Source organism: Flavivirga jejuensis, assembly GCF_030540765.1.
Lineage (GTDB): Bacteria > Bacteroidota > Bacteroidia > Flavobacteriales > Flavobacteriaceae > Flavivirga > Flavivirga jejuensis.
Genome location: NZ_JAUOEL010000009.1, coordinates 176581 through 194812, shown reverse-complemented (window position 1 = coordinate 194812; position 18232 = coordinate 176581). Strand labels below are relative to the sequence as shown.

Annotated in this window: 14 protein-coding genes; 5 read left to right on the top strand and 9 right to left on the bottom strand. The window is 32.2% G+C overall.

The window, feature by feature from the left end:
• Positions 1-165: 165 nt before the first annotated feature.
• Positions 166-1398, top strand: coding sequence for a hypothetical protein (locus tag Q4Q40_RS21920; protein WP_303304197.1), 1233 nt, complete (start codon positions 166-168; stop codon positions 1396-1398).
• Positions 1399-1837: 439 nt separating this feature from the next.
• Here Q4Q40_RS21920 and Q4Q40_RS21915 read toward each other — a convergent pair whose 3' ends face one another.
• The 5 genes from Q4Q40_RS21915 to tamL all read right to left on the bottom strand — a co-directional run bounded on the left by Q4Q40_RS21915 (position 1838) and on the right by tamL (position 9754).
• On the bottom strand, positions 1838-4090 hold the full coding sequence (locus tag Q4Q40_RS21915) for a polyribonucleotide nucleotidyltransferase (protein ID WP_303304196.1): 2253 nt from the start codon (positions 4088-4090) through the stop codon (positions 1838-1840).
• Positions 4091-4349: 259 nt separating this feature from the next.
• A complete protein-coding gene (rpsO, locus tag Q4Q40_RS21910; RefSeq protein ID WP_303304195.1) occupies positions 4350-4619 on the bottom strand; it encodes a 30S ribosomal protein S15 in 270 nt (89 codons plus the stop codon).
• Between the two features lie 129 nt (positions 4620-4748).
• On the bottom strand, positions 4749-5606 hold the full coding sequence (gene accD / locus Q4Q40_RS21905; protein WP_303304194.1) for an acetyl-CoA carboxylase, carboxyltransferase subunit beta: 858 nt from the start codon (positions 5604-5606) through the stop codon (positions 4749-4751).
• A gap of 332 nt (positions 5607-5938) precedes the next feature.
• The gene (gene fbaA / locus Q4Q40_RS21900; protein ID WP_303304193.1) at positions 5939-7006 is read right to left on the bottom strand and encodes a class II fructose-bisphosphate aldolase; all 1068 of its coding nucleotides are present in this window, start codon (positions 7004-7006) and stop codon (positions 5939-5941) included.
• 246 nt (positions 7007-7252) lie between these two features.
• Positions 7253-9754, bottom strand: coding sequence for a translocation and assembly module lipoprotein TamL (gene tamL / locus Q4Q40_RS21895; RefSeq protein WP_345027179.1), 2502 nt, complete (start codon positions 9752-9754; stop codon positions 7253-7255).
• Between the two features lie 220 nt (positions 9755-9974).
• Here tamL and Q4Q40_RS21890 point away from each other — a divergent pair, with 220 nt between their 5' ends.
• Positions 9975-10694, top strand: coding sequence for a TrmH family RNA methyltransferase (locus Q4Q40_RS21890; RefSeq protein ID WP_303304191.1), 720 nt, complete (start codon positions 9975-9977; stop codon positions 10692-10694).
• A gap of 119 nt (positions 10695-10813) precedes the next feature.
• On the opposite strand, the gene porT is transcribed toward Q4Q40_RS21890, so the two are convergent.
• Together porT and ubiE are read right to left on the bottom strand one after the other, a co-directional pair.
• The gene (gene porT / locus Q4Q40_RS21885) at positions 10814-11542 is read right to left on the bottom strand and encodes a type IX secretion/gliding motility protein PorT/SprT (protein WP_303304190.1); all 729 of its coding nucleotides are present in this window, start codon (positions 11540-11542) and stop codon (positions 10814-10816) included.
• Between the two features lie 4 nt (positions 11543-11546).
• The gene (gene ubiE / locus Q4Q40_RS21880) at positions 11547-12272 is read right to left on the bottom strand and encodes a bifunctional demethylmenaquinone methyltransferase/2-methoxy-6-polyprenyl-1,4-benzoquinol methylase UbiE (RefSeq protein ID WP_303304189.1); all 726 of its coding nucleotides are present in this window, start codon (positions 12270-12272) and stop codon (positions 11547-11549) included.
• A gap of 137 nt (positions 12273-12409) precedes the next feature.
• On the opposite strand from ubiE, the gene trkA reads away from it, so the two are divergent.
• Both trkA and Q4Q40_RS21870 read left to right on the top strand, forming a co-directional pair.
• Positions 12410-13759 (top strand): Trk system potassium transporter TrkA, encoded by a 1350-nt coding sequence (trkA, locus tag Q4Q40_RS21875; RefSeq protein ID WP_303304187.1) that lies wholly within the window; start codon positions 12410-12412, stop codon positions 13757-13759.
• Positions 13760-13772: 13 nt separating this feature from the next.
• Complete coding sequence (locus tag Q4Q40_RS21870; protein WP_303304186.1) at positions 13773-15266, top strand: TrkH family potassium uptake protein; 1494 nt, start codon at positions 13773-13775, stop codon at positions 15264-15266.
• Positions 15267-15377: 111 nt separating this feature from the next.
• Here the strand turns inward: Q4Q40_RS21870 and Q4Q40_RS21865 are convergent, their stop codons facing one another.
• Positions 15378-16034 carry a response regulator transcription factor gene (locus Q4Q40_RS21865; RefSeq protein ID WP_303304185.1) on the bottom strand — a complete coding sequence of 219 codons (657 nt, stop codon included), beginning with the start codon at positions 16032-16034 and terminating at the stop codon, positions 15378-15380.
• 600 nt (positions 16035-16634) lie between these two features.
• On the opposite strand from Q4Q40_RS21865, the gene Q4Q40_RS21860 reads away from it, so the two are divergent.
• Complete coding sequence (locus tag Q4Q40_RS21860) at positions 16635-16901, top strand: hypothetical protein (RefSeq protein WP_303304184.1); 267 nt, start codon at positions 16635-16637, stop codon at positions 16899-16901.
• Between the two features lie 145 nt (positions 16902-17046).
• Here Q4Q40_RS21860 and Q4Q40_RS21855 read toward each other — a convergent pair whose 3' ends face one another.
• The gene (locus Q4Q40_RS21855) at positions 17047-18228 is read right to left on the bottom strand and encodes a pyridoxal phosphate-dependent aminotransferase (RefSeq protein WP_303304183.1); all 1182 of its coding nucleotides are present in this window, start codon (positions 18226-18228) and stop codon (positions 17047-17049) included.
• Positions 18229-18232 lie beyond the last annotated feature (4 nt).

Genomic DNA, 18232 nt, shown 5'->3' with positions numbered 1-18232 from the left:
TTCTAAAAATGACAAGAAAATAAGGTTGGATTATAGAAGATAAAGTATGAATTGATTTTTTCTATTTTCTGGAAAAATAGTTGGAATTCCTTTGTCTTTTATCTGGTTTTCAATCAAAAAAATATATGGATGAGTTCAATATTTGTTACACCTAAATTTTTTAAAATGAAAAAAATAATAATTATGTATTTGCTTTTATGTGGTATATATATGTTCAATATTAAATGTAGTTATGTAAATGAGACCAGTGAAAATGAAATTAGCCAAAATGAGTTAGTTTTTCAAAAGACCGTTAGTTCAAGTGCAGCAGCAGCGGCAACTACCTGGACAGGTTCTGTAAATCTATATCAGAATGATATTTGGTTTATTTTATTTGATAATGGAGTGGCTACCTATGATTTTCGTATAGGTACAACAGGAGCTATTTCAGAAATGCGAGATAGGACAGAATCTTTTAAAGCATTGCTTTCTCCAAGCTTTAGTGGCGAGAAAACTGATAGGATAATCCAGTGGACTATTTGGAGTTTTGATGCAATTAGAAATTTGAATTATTCTGGACCAGAATTTGAACAACGGTATAATGTTACTCAAGGTGGTACTTTTACAAACCAATTGCATCAAACCCAAGATGTAAAAATAAATACAGCTAATACAGAAATTGAAGTTTATGGGAAGGCGGATTTACAATGGAAACTAGGCAATCAATCGGTTATTACGGGAAATCATACTGCTTTAATACGTTATTCATACGATACACGAGGATTTTTAAAAGTATATCGTGTAGTTTCAATAGGTCAACCTAAACTTAATGGGGTAACAAAGCAATGGAATGATTTATATTTTGAAGGTTGGACACCAATGAAAGGTGATGACAATGTATTTAATGGGCTAGCTTTAGGCTTAGATAGTGCGGGAGATCCAACTTGGTGGTATGCACATGATTCAAACATACCAAGTTATCCGTTTTTTGAAGCTTCTAATACTAATGGGTATGCAGTAGTTTTTAACAAAAATAATAAAACTACTAAGGATGCTGTAGGTATCGTTTATGGTAAAAACAATGTTATATCTAGTAATTCTCAATCTTCATATGTCTTAAATACATTAGAATGGGATACGGGAATAGGTGTTTTTCCAGCCATTCTAACCAATGGTTACCTGCCCAATTATTCAATAGTTGAACAAACCATGTATATAGTACCTAGAAGTGGCTTAAGTGCAGATATGAGTAGCCTGTTATCTACATTAGCAGCAGAGATCCCTGCTCCAAGAATTTATACACCTTCTCAGATTCCTTCTGGATCTGAACTAGCAGATATTTATTCAACGCTCATGGTAAATGAATCGGGATCGGGCACAAGGACAGATAATCTACGACCATTAATATCTAGTAATTAAAGTTTTCAGTTTGAAAAAGTAGATAAAATGTTAAATTTTAATCGAAAACAAAATATATTTTGTTTGAAGATATGAAACGTAGCTTTTGAGAAGGCATTTCATCTTTATGAGATGTCTCGTCACTCATGCTTCGTTCTGTCTGACATTGACATGACAAAATACTGTTTTAATCCTTGATTTTAAGCATTAAGATATTTAAAATCAATATTCTTTGCTAAAGTGCCTTTCGTAATAATAAAGGAATGTGGTTATTAATTGTTAGTTATAAAGACGATTGTGTCATTACAAACCCAATAAGATGATAAAAGAAAAAGGGGCGCATTAATTATTTGAAACTCATGGAGTGTATGAGAGTACTGGTTATGGGTACATGCCATATAAAAAAACCTCTCAATTTAAATTGAGAGGTTTTTTAGCTTATAGATTATAAAGAGATTAATTAACCTTCTTTTTTATCTTCTCTAGGTTTTCTATCGTCACGACGGTTATCACGTCCACGATTGTCTCTACCTCTGTTATCTCTTCCACGGTTATCACGACCATTACTTTCTCTTGGTGGTCTTGCTACATAACCTTCTGGTTTTGGTAAAATAGCTTTACGAGATACTTTTTCTTTACGTGTTCTTGGATCTTGACCAAAATACTTCACATCAAAAACATCACCCATATTTACTACGTCTGATACATTTTCTGTGCGTTCCCAAGCTAATTCACTTACGTGTAATAAAACCTCATTTCCAGGAGCATCCATATATTCAACAACAGCTCCAAAATCAAGCATTTTAATAACTTTTACTTCGTAAACGCTACCAACGGCTGGTTTAAATAATAAAGAATCAATTTTTGCTAAAACAATATTAATACCTTCAGAACCTACACCTAAAACTTCAACAATACCTTCTTCAGTTACAGGATCTTCGTTAATAACGATAGTGGTTTCTGTTTCTTTTTGCATTTCTTGAATTACTTTTCCACCAGGACCAATTAACGCTCCTATAAATTCGTTAGGAATACGTCTTGTTACCATTGTTGGTGCATGCTCTTTAACTTCAGCATTAGGAGCAGCAATCGTATCTGTAATTTTACCTAAGATATGTAAACGACCTTCACGAGCTTGTTTTAGTGCATTTACTAAAATCTCGTAACTTAATCCTTTAATTTTAATATCCATCTGGCAAGCTGTAATTCCTTCAGAAGTACCAGTTACTTTAAAATCCATATCTCCTAAGTGATCTTCATCACCTAAAATATCAGACAATACAGCATAACGATCACCATCAGAAATTAATCCCATAGCAATACCAGAAACAGGTCTTGTCATTTGAACCCCAGCATCCATTAATGCCATTGTACCAGCACAAACTGTTGCCATTGAAGAAGAACCGTTAGATTCTAATACTTCAGATACCACACGTACTGTATAAGGACAATCTTCAGGAATCATTCCTTTTAATCCACGTTGCGCTAAGTTACCATGACCAACTTCTCTTCTAGAAGTTCCTCTTAGTGGTCTAGCTTCACCTGTACAAAAAGGAGGGAAGTTATAATGTAAATAGAAATTTTCTTCACCTTCGTAAGAAGGCATATCTATTTTATTTGAATCTCTGGATGTTCCTAAAGTTACTGTTGCTAAAGCTTGTGTTTCACCACGTGAAAAAATAGACGAACCATGTGTAGATGGTAAGTAATCTATCTCACACCAGATAGGTCTAATTTCGTCAGTTTTTCTACCATCTAAACGTAAACCTTCGCTTAAAGTTAATTCACGAACAGCTTCTTTTTCGGCTTTACTGTAATAACCCTCAACAAGATGACCAAATTCTTCCATCTCTTCTTCAGTAAAAGTAGCTTTAACTTCTTCTTTTACTTCAGCAAATGCCTCACCACGTTCTGCTTTAGAAGTTCCCTTCTTAGCAATAGCATAACATTTATCGTAAGCTAAATCGTGTATTCTTTTTTGTAAATCTTCATTTACTTCAGCAGTTTCATACTCGCGAACCTCTTTTTTACCAAAAGCTTCTGCTAAACGCAATTGCGCAGCAATTTGTACTTTAATAGCCTCGTGAGCAAATTTGATAGCATCGGCCATTTCTTCTTCAGAAATTTCATCCATCTCACCCTCAACCATCATTACAGAATCAGCTGAAGCACCAATCATCATTTCTATATCAGATGCTTCTAATTGTTCTCTTGTTGGGTTGATTACAAATTCACCGTTAACACGACCAACTCTAACTTCAGAGATAGCGCATTCAAATGGGAGATCTGATAATTGAATGGCTGCAGAAGCTGCTAAACCAGCCATAGCTTCAGGCATAACATCGTCATCATGAGACATTAATTGAATCATCACTTGCGTTTCTGCATGATAATCTTTTGGGAATAACGGACGTAAAACACGGTCTACTAAACGCATTGTTAGAACTTCTCCGTCACTTGGTCTTGCTTCTCTTTTAAAGAAACCTCCTGGATAACGTCCAGCGGCAGCAAATTTTTCTCTGTAATCTACCGTTAAAGGTAAAAAGTCTACATCTGCTTGTTTGTAATTGGAAACAACTGTACATAATAACATACATTTTCCAGATTGCACAACAACGCTACCATGCGCTTGTTTTGCTAATTTTCCAGTTTCAATAGAAATTTCTCTACCGTCACCTAGGTCTATGACCTCTTTAAAAACTTGTGGAATCATAAATTTTTTAATTCTAATTAAACAATGGTCGTTGTGTTGTTGTGTGTAGTTGTTAAGACCAATGAAAAACTGTAATTAGCTTCTTCATAAATAGTGTCATTGCGCATCATACTTTTGTGTATGATGGGTAATCTGCCTTTTTTGTGAGATTACCATGTTTCAACTGTGCTAAGCACAGGTTAGTTACAACTTGCTCGTAATGACATGTAACTTTTTTTAATATTAAAACAAAAAAGAGGCTTTGTTAAGCCTCTTTTAATTATTTTCTTAATCCTAATTCTTTTATTATAGCACGATATCTTAAGATATCTTTCTTAATTAAGTAATTTAGTAAAGCACTACGCTTTCCTACTAATTTTACTAACGAACGTTCTGTGTTAAAATCTTTACGATTTTGTTTTAAATGTTCTGTTAGGTGATTAATTCTGTAAGTGAACAATGCGATTTGCCCTTCTGCAGAACCTGTGTCTTTTGCATCTTTACCGTGTTTTTTAAAGATGGCTTCTTTTTCTTTTTGATCTAAATACATGCTAATATTATTGTAAATAATTGTTATGTAAACGAAAGTCTGTCTTTCGAGCGGCAAATATAGTCATTTTTAATTATTTGCAAGAATATCTATTAAAAAGAAAAAGTTACTATTTAACCGCTTTTTATTTTATGCTCTTAATGGTTGATTTGTTATTAAATCAAGGTATTTGTTTACCTTGTTTTTCAACTCATTTCTTACTGTTATAAAATCTAAGAACCCATGTTCTAATAAAAACTCAGCAGTTTGAAAGCCTTCTGGTAATTCTTTTCCTGTTGTATCTCTTACAATTCGAGGTCCTGCAAAGCCAATTAAAGCTCCTGGTTCGCTAATGTTAATATCGCCTAACATAGCAAATGATGCCGTTGTACCACCTGTAGTTGGGTCTGTACACAAAGAAATATATGGGATTTGTGCATCTGCTAATTGTGCTAATTTTACAGATGTTTTAGCTAATTGCATTAAAGATAATGCAGCTTCCATCATTCTTGCTCCCCCAGATTTAGATATAACCATTAAAGGAATGTTGTTCTTTAATGAGTAATCTGCAGCACGTGCAATTTTTTCACCTACAACACTCCCCATAGAACCACCAATAAAAGCAAAATCCATACAAGCGACTACTAGATCTTTTCCTTTAGATTTTCCAATAGCTGTACGAACAGCATCTTTTAAATTGGTTTTATCTTGTGCTGTTTTTAAACGCTCTGGATATTTTTTTGTATCGCTAAATTTAAGAGGGTCTTTAGATTCTAAACTAGCATCTAATTCTTTAAATTCATTATCGTCAAATAATATTTCGAAGTATTCCTTACTTCCTATGCGTACATGATAGCCATCTTCTGGGCTTACATAGAAGTTTTTTTCTAATTCTTCTGCATCAACAACTTTCCCTGTGGGAGATTTATACCAAAGACCTTTTGGTGTATCTTTTTTCTCCTGAGTTGTTGTAGTTATTCCTTTTGTTTTTCTTTTAAACCAAGACATAGTGATTTACGATTTTAGATTAACGATTGTTGGATTTTTAATCTTAGTAAACGTTATTCGTGTTAAGGATTATTTATTCTTTAATTTTATAAAATATAAAATCATCAATATTTCATATTTGAGGTATTTATTAAAGCCATCCTAAGTTTTATTTAGAAGTGACTGCCAAAAGCCTAAGCGCAAAATTAAACCTTTTTTTAATTTTGAGGTAACGCCCTAATGATTTTTTAACTCAATAGTTTTTATTTTCTGATTTTCAGTGATTTAAATAAAAAAGACTCTGTGTGGTACAGAGTCTTTTTATTATATTATTGTAGTAAATTAACTTATAATTATAAAGTGTTTACATTGTTTAAGTCTTCGAACGCCTTTTTTAAACGTTCTACAAAAGTAACTTCACCTGCACGTAACCATACGCGTGGGTCGTAGTATTTTTTATTTGGAACATCGTTTCCATCAGGATTTCCTATCTGTGCTTTTAAATACTCAGATTTAGAATCCATATAGTCGCGAATACCAGTCATAAAAGCATATTGTAAATCGGTATCGATATTCATTTTTATAACACCGTAACTAATTCCTTCACGAATTTCTTCAACTGTAGAACCAGAACCACCATGGAAAACAAAATCGATATGATTCTCTTCAACGCCATATTTCTTAGTGATATACTCTTGAGAATTTTTTAAGATTTTTGGTGTTAATTTTACATTTCCTGGTTTGTAAACACCATGTACATTACCAAAAGCAGCAGCAATAGTGAATTGGTTACTTACTTTGCTTAATTCTTCGTAAGCATAAGCTACTTCCTCAGGTTGTGTGTATAATTTAGAATCATCTACATCTGTATTATCTACACCATCTTCTTCACCACCTGTAATACCAAGTTCAATTTCTAACGTCATACCTATTTTGCTCATACGCTCTAAATAGGTTTTGCATATTTCAATATTTTCTTCGATTGGTTCTTCAGAAAGATCTATCATATGAGAACTGAAAAGTGATTTTCCAGTTTCTGCGTAATGTTTTTCACTAGCGTCTAACAAGCCATCAATCCAAGGCAATAGTTTTTTTGCACAGTGGTCTGTATGTAAAATTACTGGAACACCATAAGCTTCAGACATAATATGTACATGTTTTGCACCAGCAACGGCACCTGCAATAGCCGATTTTTGACCATCGTTACTCAAGCCTTTTCCAGCATTAAATTGTGCGCCACCATTAGAAAATTGTATAATAACAGGAGCATTTAAAGCGGCTGCAGTTTCTAAAACACCATTTATAGTGTCTGAACCTATTACGTTTACAGCTGGTAAAGCAAATCCTTTTTCTTTTGCAAGTTTAAAAATTGCTTGTACTTCTTGACCTGTAGCAACTCCTGGTTTTATATTGTGTCCCATTTTAAATAATTTGATTAGTAATTTAATTGACTTCAAAAGTAATCATTTTTTGAATAAATAAATATGATTTAATGATTTGAAAATACTAAAACAATACTAAAACGTTATAGTTTTCTAATTTAAGATTAGATTCTTTTAGAGTTTACCTTGAGTTTTTCGAATTTGCTCAAGACTAGCTATATTGAAAGGGTACAACAATAATTTTGATAGAAATTAGGAAGTAAGTATTGATCTGTTTTTTTGCAATTAAAAAGGGTAGTTTATACCTATATTATAAACAGCATTTGCAAAATTATAATCATTAAACCATCTGTTTTTTTCTTGGTAAAAAGGGTCGTAAGTTTTGAAACCTATATCGAAACGAAATACAAAAAAACTAAAATCGTAACGCAGACCGAAACCAGAACCAACTGCAATGTCTTTTAGTGAATCGAAATCTGAAAATGTAGCGTTGTCGTCTTCTACGTTATCTAATACATTCCAAATATTTCCAGTATCTAGAAAAATAGCACCATTTAATTTTTCAAATATATTAAAGCGCTGCTCAATATTTAGGGCTATTTTTAAATTGGCCTCATTAAACTCATTGATACTTTTAGAACTGCCTGGGCCTAAGCTATAAGCAGTCCAGGCACGGTTGTCGTTAGGACCACCTCCAAAGAAACTTTTAGAAAAAGGGATGCTTGTTGAGTTGCCATATGGAATCGCAATGCCTAAAAAACTCCTCATAGCAAGTACATTCTTTTTTCCTAAATCCCAGTGTTTTATATAATCGAATTCGGTTTTGATATATTGAGAATATGCAACATTAAAAATTTCATAACGATTATCACTATTTTTTTTTAAGCCTAAAAGTTTTGATGTGTTTGCTAATAAATTTCCTGCCAGTTCTAACTTAAAACGAAAGATTGAAAAATCATCATCAAATAGATTGGTACGTTCGTCATTAATAAAACTAAAGCTAGAAGAAAGAATTAAGTTGTCTTCTGTTAATCTGTCTTTACGCTCATCAATACTATTTATTATTGCTAACTGACTATCTGAAATCTCACTAGGAGTTACTGGGTTTAAAGCATAATCTAAAAAAGCATCTGTTTCGTCTGAAATGTCTAGATCGTCATCTGAATCTATATAATTAATGTCTTTTGCGATTTGATTCAAAGAGCTAAAAGAGTTTTGGTATACGTCAAAATAGTTATTTACATTAAGGTTTCTTACGTATTGTGCATTAAATAAATCCAGTTTATTACTTACTTTTTTATTTGGATACCAGTTATAATTAAAAGTACCGCTAAAAGTTTGTTTGTCTAGCCCTATATTAGTCTGACTCGTAGTAGCTATACTCATTCGTGTAGAAGGAGACATATATTTAGGAATTATTTTCTCTGTATTAAAGGGTGAAAATAATCTGGGAATCGTTAGTTTTAGATCAACACCAATTTCATTAATATCAAAAAAGGGTTCACTTTCAAGCTTGTTTTTATCTTTTGATGCGCCAATAGATCCGATTGCAGATACTTCAAGTATTTCGGCTCCTCTAAAAACATTTCTAATTTGTAAGCTTGGGTTTAGTGAAAACCCAAAGGTTTGAATATCGCTTTGAGATACGTCTCCACTAAACCCTAAACTAAACTTTTTTAAAGGTGTTAATTTTATAGTGGTGATGAGTTCATCATCAGAGTTTGCAACTGTGTCGTATTTAATATCTGGATACTCAAACGTGCGTAATTCACTTAAATGTCTATAAGTTCGTGTTCTATCCAGGTCTTTAAAAACGGAACCTGGATTTACAAATATGGCATCTGTAAGAGCTTCTGGTCTGTAGTGTATTTTATTATAACTATAAAGTTTATAACCGTTATAGAATATGGAGTCTTGAAACGGTTTTTTTCTATTTTCAAATGTGTAATCTGTGATGATTTTAACATCTTTAATTTTAAATATTTTAAAAGGCTCACGTCTAATAGAATCTTGTGTTTTAATGGCTCTATTTTGAATTTGAATACCAACATTCACTTTCTTATTAGTACCCACCGTATCAATTTCGAAGGTGATGTAGTCTTGATTAAAATGGTATACACCAGAGTTACGTAATTCACTGGAAATTCTACTACGTTCTTTTTCAAAATTTGTGGTTCTATATTGTTCGTTCGCTTTTATTAAAGCTGCTCTCTTAATATTTTGATATAAAGAATCTACTACGGGTGATTTTACTTTTTCTGAAATAGAATCAATTATAAAAACCTCTCCTGTTTTAACTTGATATTTAATGCTTGCACGTTTGTCTTCATCTTTTTTTACATCGAAAGTCGTTTTAACATCAAACCAACCATTATTTATATAGTAATCTTGAAGGCGTTTTACAGATTTTTGTGTTTTTTCCTCATCTATAATTACTGGAGCTTCACCAGTTTTGCGCAACCAATTATTAAATCCGATAGATGAGTTTTTTAATCGGTCTAATTGTTTTTGGGATAATCTTTTAGTTAATCTAGCTCTACGTTTTGGAGACTTATCTAGCCATACCTCAAACAATGAATCTTTATTATTACGTGCTAAATTATAAATGTATAAGCGTAACGGGATATTCGCGATTTTTCTATTAGGTTTTTGATATAGTAAATTGTTTATAGTTTCTGTGTTAACTTTTTTGTTATTTACTAACACTGTATTATTGATAAGTAAGTGTTCGTTTTCAGCAACCCTTTTCACACTATCACAGGATGAAACGTAACTTATTAGTAACAAAAAAAATAATATTTTCGAAAGTTGTTTTTTCAAATGAAATTTAATTAATTCACATTATAAGTTTTACGAATTGATTTTTATTAAAAGAAATATGATAGTGCCTAGTTATGAGCTCAAAAGTACATTTTTTCTTCTAAAAAAAATATTTAAATAATTTTAGTCAGAGGCAACTGTATTTTTCATTTCTTTATAAAATAAAATATCACGTTAATATAAATACATGCTCTCTAAAAGTCATATAAAATTAATAACGAGTTTAAAGCAAAAAAAATTTAGATTGCAACATAGCTTTTTTGTTGTTGAAGGCCTTAAAACAATAAAAGAGTTATTACAATCTAAATTAACACTTCATGCATTATATACGACAGAATCATTCAATATTGATGCCAAAGAAGAAATTTTAATTACAGAGGCAGAATTAAAACGCATAAGCTTTTTAACGACACCAAATAAAGCACTTGCAATTTTTAAAATTCCTAAGGAAAAACAAATTGAACAAAAAGGACTTGTTTTAGCATTAGATGCTATTAGAGACCCTGGAAATCTAGGAACCATTATTAGGCTTTGCGATTGGTTTGGTGTTAAAGATTTGGTTTGTAGTAGGGAGACAGTAGATTGTTTTAATCCGAAAGTAGTACAAGCAACCATGGGGTCTATTACTAGAGTAAACATTAATTATATAGATTTAGAAGTGTTTTTAAATGAAACAAGCTTACCTATTTATGGGGCTTTTATGGAGGGAGAAACGGTTTATAAGACGCCATTACCAGAAAAGGGCGTTTTAGTAATGGGGAATGAAGCGAATGGTATTTCGAAAGAAATTGAAGCACTTATAAATCAAAAAATTTCCATTCCCAGATTTGGTGATTTACAAGCAACCGAAAGCTTAAATGTAGCAACAGCAACAGCTATTTTGTTAAGTGAATTTAGAAGGGGGTAATTAGTTGGCAGTGTTTAGTTATAATATTCGAAAATTAGTTTTAGTAACACACTTTGCAATAAAAGATGTTATTTTCAAAGATAGACTTTGTGTCTTTTTCGGCTTCTTGAAATGAACAGTTACTGAAACGTAAAATTAATAAATACTCCTCTAGTTTGCAGACTGGCAATGTTACTAGTCCAGGGACTATTAGGGTCTTTGTCTCTAACAAGCTCGTCGTCTATACCAAAAAGCCCACGAATAGAAGGCGTGAATTTAAAGTTGTATAGATAAAAATCTATACCAAATCCAAGCTCATAATACAGGGCGCTTTTTTTCATTCTAAATTGCCTATTTTGATTATCTTCAGGATTATCCTGATTACTAGATAGGTTTAAAGCAGTAGAAAACCCACCTACAACAAATGGTTTGAAATTGTTAACACGTTTTGTAGAAATTTTTACCAATAAAGGGAAGTGTACATAGGTTGATTTAACTTCTCTAATTAGATCTGAAGTACTAACGCTTCCTGTTGTAAAATATGTTTGACTGTAATGCAACTCTCTTGTTGTAATTAATAATCCAGGTTCAAAACGCAAATCGATAAAACTATTGATACGTAAATTTCCAATTAAACCAACACTAAAACCAGGACTCTTCTTTACATAAATATCACGCAAATTTTCATTATAATCAAAATTAAAGTCATAACTGTTAATTCCTAAAAAGTAACCCCAACGTAATATTTTATTATCAGTAGAGCCTCTTCCTTGATTCGCATCATAGCTTACTTTTTCTTTACTAAAAAGCTGCGCATTGGATACTTGTATTATAAATAAAAATGATATTAATGCAAAAAACTGCTTCATATTATTACTTTGATGATTTGTAAATTGTTGCCACACCAAAAGTTTGTGGAAAATCTTCAACATTAATAAACCCAATTTTTCGTAAAATATTGTTTAAAGTTTCTCCATAAGGAAAAACAGATGCCGATTCACATAAATATTTATAAGCACTTCTGTCTTTTGAAAATAGCTTTCCTATAAGAGGCAAAACGTTTTTTGTGTAAAATTTATAGCCTTGTTTGTATGGTGTTTTCGAAGGAATAGATGTTTCTAGAATAACAAAAGTGCCATGAGGTTTTAATACTCTAAATATTTCTTTTAAACCATTTTCTAAAGTTTCAAAATTTCTTACACCAAAGGCTACAGTAATAGCATCAAAAGAATTATCACCAAAAGGCATATTTTCACTATCACCTAAAACCATGTCTATTTTAGACTCTAAAGATTTTTTTTTAATTTTTTCTTTACCAATTTCTAGCATGCCACTGCTTATATCTAAACCAACAATTTTAGTAGCGTTGGTTTCTGCTAGGTTAATGGCTAAATCTCCAGTGCCTGTAGCAATATCTAAAATAGTTTCGGGTGTGCTTTCTTTAACAAGTTTTACTACTTTTTTTCGCCATTTAATATCTATTCCAAAAGAAATAACACGATTTAAACCATCGTAATCTCCAGAAATAGTATCAAACATTTTAGTGACTTGCTCTTTTTTGCCTAAATCACTGTTTTTGTAGGGTTTAATTTTTGACAATACTGTAATTTTTTTGGCAAATATAAACTTTTAAAAAAGCATTAACCAATAGGATTGCAAATATTATATTTATAATATCTCATGTGGCAATATGTATTTTATAGTATATTTGTCTTTCTTTTTATGATAATTGAATAATGAAAATAATCATTGCTGGAGCTGGTGAAGTTGGATTTCATTTAGCAAAGTTGCTGTCTTACGAGTCTCAGGAAATAACATTAATAGATATAAACAAAGAGAGCTTAGCTTATGCTGATGCTCATTTAGATATTAAAGTTATTAAAGGAGATAGTACTTCAATCTCTATTTTAAAAGATGCTCGGGTAAATAATTGTGATTTGTTTATTGCAGTTACAGCAAGCGAAACAACTAATATCACGGTATGTGTTTTAGCAAAGCAATTAGGGGCTAAACGAACCATTGCCAGAATTTCTAATACCGAATTTATAAACTATAAAGATGAGGTCGGTTTTACCAAATTTGGTATTGATGAATTGATTTCTCCAGAAGCTTTGGCTGCGGCAGAGATTAAGTTATCTTTAAAGCAATCGTCTTTTAATGATACTTATGAGTTTGAAGGTGGTGCACTTACTATGGTTGGTTTAACACTATCAAGGTCTGCTTCTTTTGTAGGCAAGACCGTTAAAGAAGCCGCAAAAATATTCCCAGAAATACATTTTGTTCCTATAGCCATTCAGCGTTTTGGTACGCAATACACGATCATCCCAAGAGGTGATACCGAGTTTAAAAGAGGCGATAATGTGGTATTTGTTACTTCTGAAGGCGGTGGTGAGGAACTTTGTAAACTTACCGGGAAATCAAATAGCGAGATAAAGAACGTGATGATTTTGGGAGGTAGCCAGATTGGTTATAAGTCGGCGAGAGATTTAAGTGATAAAGGCTTTAATGTAAAGCTTTTCGAAGAAGATAAAGAGCGCGCATTTGAAATTGCAGATGATTTACCAAGCGTTTTAGTCATTCATAGTGATGGACGTAATGTTGATTTGCTTGATGAAGAAAACATTAGTGGCATGGATGCTTTTATAGCTGTGGGAGGTAATTCTGAAACAAATATTATGTCTTGTTTAGTCGCAAAATCAAAAGGGGTTAAAAAAACCATTGCTTTGGTTGAGAATATGGATTATTTCGAATTATCTCATTCCGTTGGTATTGAAACACTAATAAATAAAAAGTTATTAGCCGCAAATAATATTTTTAGGTATATAAGAAAAGGAGAAGTTGTTGCTATGACTAAACTTAGCAATATGAATGCTGAGTTGTTAGAGTTTGAAGTAAAACCCACTTCAGCTATTTGTAATAAATACATTAAGGATGTCGATTTTCCAAGATCAGCTATCATTGGTGGTGTTATTAGGAATGGGTTAGGGGTTATTGCACTTGGAGATTTTAGAATTCGAGAAAACGATCGCGTTGTGGTTTGTAGCTTACTTAAATCAATAAAGGGCGTTGAAAAATTATTTCGCTAATATGAATTTTAAGATGAAGTTAAATTATAAAATAATTTTTCATTTCTTAGGGTTACTACTGCTCTTTAATGGTGGTTTTATGTTGCTATCTGCTCTTGTAAGTTTACTTTATAAAGATGGGGTTACGTTTCAATTATTCTTGGCAGGTATTTTTACTTTAATAGCTGGACTTTTAGCGATGGTGTTTACCAGACATCATAAAAAAGAAATGAATAAGAGAGAAGGCTATATTGTCGTTTCTTTTGGTTGGGTAATTATGGCACTTTCTGGTACTTTACCGTATGTGTTAACTGAAAGCATACCAAATTTCACAAACGCTTTTTTTGAAACCATGTCTGGTTTTACTACAACAGGAGCCTCTATTTTAAATGATATTGAAGCTGTGCCTAAAGGGGTTTTATTTTGGCGGAGTTTAACACACTGGATTGGAGGTATGGGAATTATTGTTTTGGCCATTGCCATACTCCCATTATTAGGAATTGGAGGGATGCAGCTTTTTGCGGCAGAAGCCCCAGGGCCGAGTGCTGATAAATTACATCCTAGAATTACAGATACAGCAAAACGTTTATGGCTTATTTATTTTGGATATACTGCTGCAGAGACCTTGTTGCTAAGTGTTGCAGGGATGTCTTTTTTTGATGCCATAAATCATTCGTTATGTACATTGTCTACAGGTGGGTTTTCGACTAAAAATGCTAGTGTAGCCTATTGGAATGGAGAACCTATTATTCAATACATCATTATATTATTTATGTTTTTGGCGGGAACCAACTTTGTTTTAAGTTATTTCGCTTTTAAAGGAAAGGTTCAAAAAATAATTAATGACGAAGAGTTCAAATTGTACTTTAAATTCATAGGAGTTTTTACAATAATAGCAGCGGTTATTATTTACTTTAGAGCAGATATATCGGCATCTTCTATTGTACATCCTATGGTTTGGGGAGAGGCAGAAAGTGCCTTTAGACATTCTTTGTTTCAAGTATTAGCAATTATCACAACTACAGGTTTTGTAACTGCAGATTATACAGTATGGACTCCGTTTTTAATGGTTTTCTTTTTTGGTCTTATGTTTTTAGGAGGCTCTGCAGGAAGTACCTCGGGTGGGGTAAAAGTTGTGCGCCATATAATTTTGATAAAAAATAGTTTTTTAGAGTTTAAACGTACTTTGCATCCAAATGCTATTTTACCAGTGCGTTATAATAAAAGAGCTATTTCTGGTAATATTGTATTTAATATTTTAGGATTTTTTATTCTTTATATGTTATCCTTTATTATTGGGGCTTTAGGCTTTTCAATGTTTGAAATAGATTTTAAATCGGCCATAGGTTTAGCGGCTTCGACTTTAGGAAACGTAGGACCTGCACTTGGCGATTATGGACCAGTCAATAATTATTCGGCTTTACCTGCTTTAGCGCAATGGTGGGCTTCTTTTTTAATGCTTATAGGTCGTTTAGAGCTCTTTACGGTGCTTATTTTATTTACACCTTTCTTTTGGCGTGATAGATAGGTAACCAAGGCAGGTTTCATAAATTCACAGGAATTCATTTTTAAAATGATTATTCTTTTGTTTTGGTATTTCACGAAACAGACTTTCAGTCTGCCAAAACGAGTAGTTTAGTTAAATAAAACCTAGCTTTTTTGCTTCTTTTACCAAATTAAAGTTTTCATTGTTTTTAGTATCTAATAAGTGTTTTAACTTCGTTTTTCTTACTTCGATAGCTCTGGTTGATAATGGAATATAATTTGATAAGTCTTTCGTTTTTTCACCCATTGATAGATGATACAATATTTGCCTATCAAAATCATCAATTGTTATTCTATTGGCATATGTTTTACGAGTGTATCCTTCAATAGTTTTGCTGTAGTATGTTTTTCCTTTTAAAGTGTCTGTGATAGCGTTTTTTAGATCGATACCATCAATGTCGGATTTAATCATAAATCCTTCAGGGTGAATTTCATTAATAGTATTCTGAATTCGAACTTGATCTGTAATAGATGTTAAAACTAATATTTTTGTATTGGGAGATTCTTTTCTTATTAAAAGACCTAAATCTTCTCCACAAATAAAACGTTCGTTTTTCGAAATAGGTAGTTGAAGATCCAGAATGACTATTTGTGTTTTAGTGCGTCGAATCTTTTGTACGGCTTCGTCGCAATTTTTTGCAAAGGTTACATTAAAGGTAACATTTGTTACCTCTGTTAATATGTTTTTGTAAGCATTTGCTATAATAGAAGAGTCTTCAATAATAAGAAGGTTAATTACAATTTGGTTCATGCTTAGCTATTTGTTAGAGTCATATTGAACATTCAAAAATATAGATTGTTTTCTGTAGTCTTATTAATGTAATAAAAATTTGTGGTAAAACCGCAATAATTTAATAAATAAATAGTATTCATTTGTACTTTGTTTTTTGATGGCTATAGGGCAATTTATATTGAATTCCATCATTTAGACAAAAGTTGCCACCGGATAACCGGTGGCTTTTTTGTTATACATACTGTTCTTAAACGGTTGTGTAAGGTGGTGCTTTGTAGGTGTTTATGGGTTTTTCGGGTTTGTTTCTGGAGCAGAAACTATTCTAAAAGTATTTATTTTTACTACTGTTATCGTTTCGATCTTTTGCTAAAGTATATTGTGTAATATTATACTTTATAAAAAGTGTAACGTTTTTATAAAATATACTACATATATAAAGAAGCTTTTTTTTTACGATTGTTAACTGATGATCTTTTGAGCTAACCTCAAAATAATCTTTTATTTTTTTTAATTGAATTTCGATAAAGATGTTTATTGAACAGTCAATTTATTGCAAAAAATTAAATGTGTTGAATGTATTTCAATACAGTAATATATAAATTCTAATACTTAGAAACTATGGGAGGAGAAGGATCTGCGATGGCTGCTATTATTTCTTTAAAGAATAATAGAAGTCTTTTATCAAAAAGGAAAGAAAAAAGTGCTTTAGGGGGGAGTTATTCTAATGTTAAGTTAGCTGAATTCCCAAAAGCAACGCCAGAACTATTAAAAGAAATTAAAGAGCGGCTTCATAAAGAAAAAAGAAAGGATATAATGAAACAAACCATATTATTTGTGGTAATGTTTTTAATTTTAATTTCAATGTTTCTTTATTTAACGTATTAAAAAAGCCACTAAATAATAGTGGCTTTTCAATCAAAATTTATAAAATTGTTTGCTTTTAGCTTAGAAACTGTTTAAATTTTATCCTTTAGTTTATTTTGCCTTGACTGAGAACATAATTCACCCAGACTAATTCCAAAAACAAAATTTATACAACTTTTTTTATTCTTTTAATGGCTTCAATAATTTGTTCTTGCGATGCTGCATAAGAAATACGAATGCAATTAGGGTTACCAAAGGCGTCACCTGTTACGGTTGCAACCAGAGCTTCTTCTAATAAATACAAAGAAAAATCTGTAGCGTTGTTTATTGTTTTGCCTCGTAATGTTTTACCAAAGTAAAAAGAAACATCAGGGAATACATAAAAAGCACCTTCTGGAGTGTTCGAATTGAACCCTTCAATGTCATTTAATAAACCAAGGACTAAATCGCGACGTACTTTAAATTCATCAACCATATACTGTACTTTTGAAGGCGCAGCATTTAGAGCCGTAATTACAGCTTGTTGTGCAATACAATTAGCACCACTGGTAATTTGACCTTGCATTTTGTTACAGGCACGTGCTATTTTTTCTGAAGCTCCAATAAAACCAATACGCCATCCCGTCATAGCAAATGCTTTAGAGACACCATTAACAGTAATTGTGCGATCGTACATATCATCAAACTCAGCCATACTTGCGTGACCACCTATATAGTTTATATGTTCATATATTTCATCGGAAACGACATATATGTTTGGGTACTTAACTAATACATCAGCCAGAGCTCTTAATTCAGCTTTGCTATATACTGAGCCACTTGGATTACAAGGAGAGCTAAACCACATCATTTTAGTGTTCGGTGTGATGGCCGCTTCGAGTTGTTCTGGTGTCATTTTAAAATCGGTATCAATAGACGTTTTAACTTCTACAGGAACACCGTCGTTCAATTTAACAATATCAGAATAACTAACCCAGTAAGGGCAAGGTAAAAGAACTTCGTCACCTTTGTTAAGCATCACAGCAGCTATGTTTGCTAAAGATTGTTTAGCACCAGTTGAAACAACTATTTGAGGTAGGGTATAGCTTAAGTTGTTATCACGCTTAAATTTAGTAATAATGGCTTGTTTTAATTCTACGTATCCATCAACAGGAGAGTACGAATTGAAATTATCGTTTATAGCTTGAATAGCAGCATCTTTAATAAAATCTGGCGTATTAAAGTCTGGCTCACCAAGGCTTAATCCAATAATATCTTTTCCTTCACCTCTAAGCTCTCTTGCCTTTGCAGCCATAGCTAAAGTAGCAGACGTAGCCATGTTTAAAATTCTATCTGATAATAAGTTCATTTTT

Bases quoted from the DNA above. Each gene is read 5' to 3' on its own strand.
- Q4Q40_RS21920 (WP_303304197.1), top strand. From the start codon at position 166: ATGAAAAAAATAATAATTATGTATTTGCTTTTATGTGGTATATATATG.
- Q4Q40_RS21915 (WP_303304196.1), bottom strand. From the start codon at position 4,090: ATGATTCCACAAGTTTTTAAAGAGGTCATAGACCTAGGTGACGGTAGA.
- rpsO (WP_303304195.1), bottom strand. From the start codon at position 4,619: ATGTATTTAGATCAAAAAGAAAAAGAAGCCATCTTTAAAAAACACGGT.
- accD (WP_303304194.1), bottom strand. From the start codon at position 5,606: ATGTCTTGGTTTAAAAGAAAAACAAAAGGAATAACTACAACAACTCAG.
- fbaA (WP_303304193.1), bottom strand. From the start codon at position 7,006: ATGGGACACAATATAAAACCAGGAGTTGCTACAGGTCAAGAAGTACAA.
- Q4Q40_RS21890 (WP_303304191.1), top strand. From the start codon at position 9,975: ATGCTCTCTAAAAGTCATATAAAATTAATAACGAGTTTAAAGCAAAAA.
- porT (WP_303304190.1), bottom strand. From the start codon at position 11,542: ATGAAGCAGTTTTTTGCATTAATATCATTTTTATTTATAATACAAGTA.
- trkA (WP_303304187.1), top strand. From the start codon at position 12,410: ATGAAAATAATCATTGCTGGAGCTGGTGAAGTTGGATTTCATTTAGCA.
- Q4Q40_RS21870 (WP_303304186.1), top strand. From the start codon at position 13,773: ATGAAGTTAAATTATAAAATAATTTTTCATTTCTTAGGGTTACTACTG.
- Q4Q40_RS21865 (WP_303304185.1), bottom strand. From the start codon at position 16,034: ATGAACCAAATTGTAATTAACCTTCTTATTATTGAAGACTCTTCTATT.
- Q4Q40_RS21860 (WP_303304184.1), top strand. From the start codon at position 16,635: ATGGGAGGAGAAGGATCTGCGATGGCTGCTATTATTTCTTTAAAGAAT.
- Q4Q40_RS21855 (WP_303304183.1), bottom strand. From the start codon at position 18,228: ATGAACTTATTATCAGATAGAATTTTAAACATGGCTACGTCTGCTACT.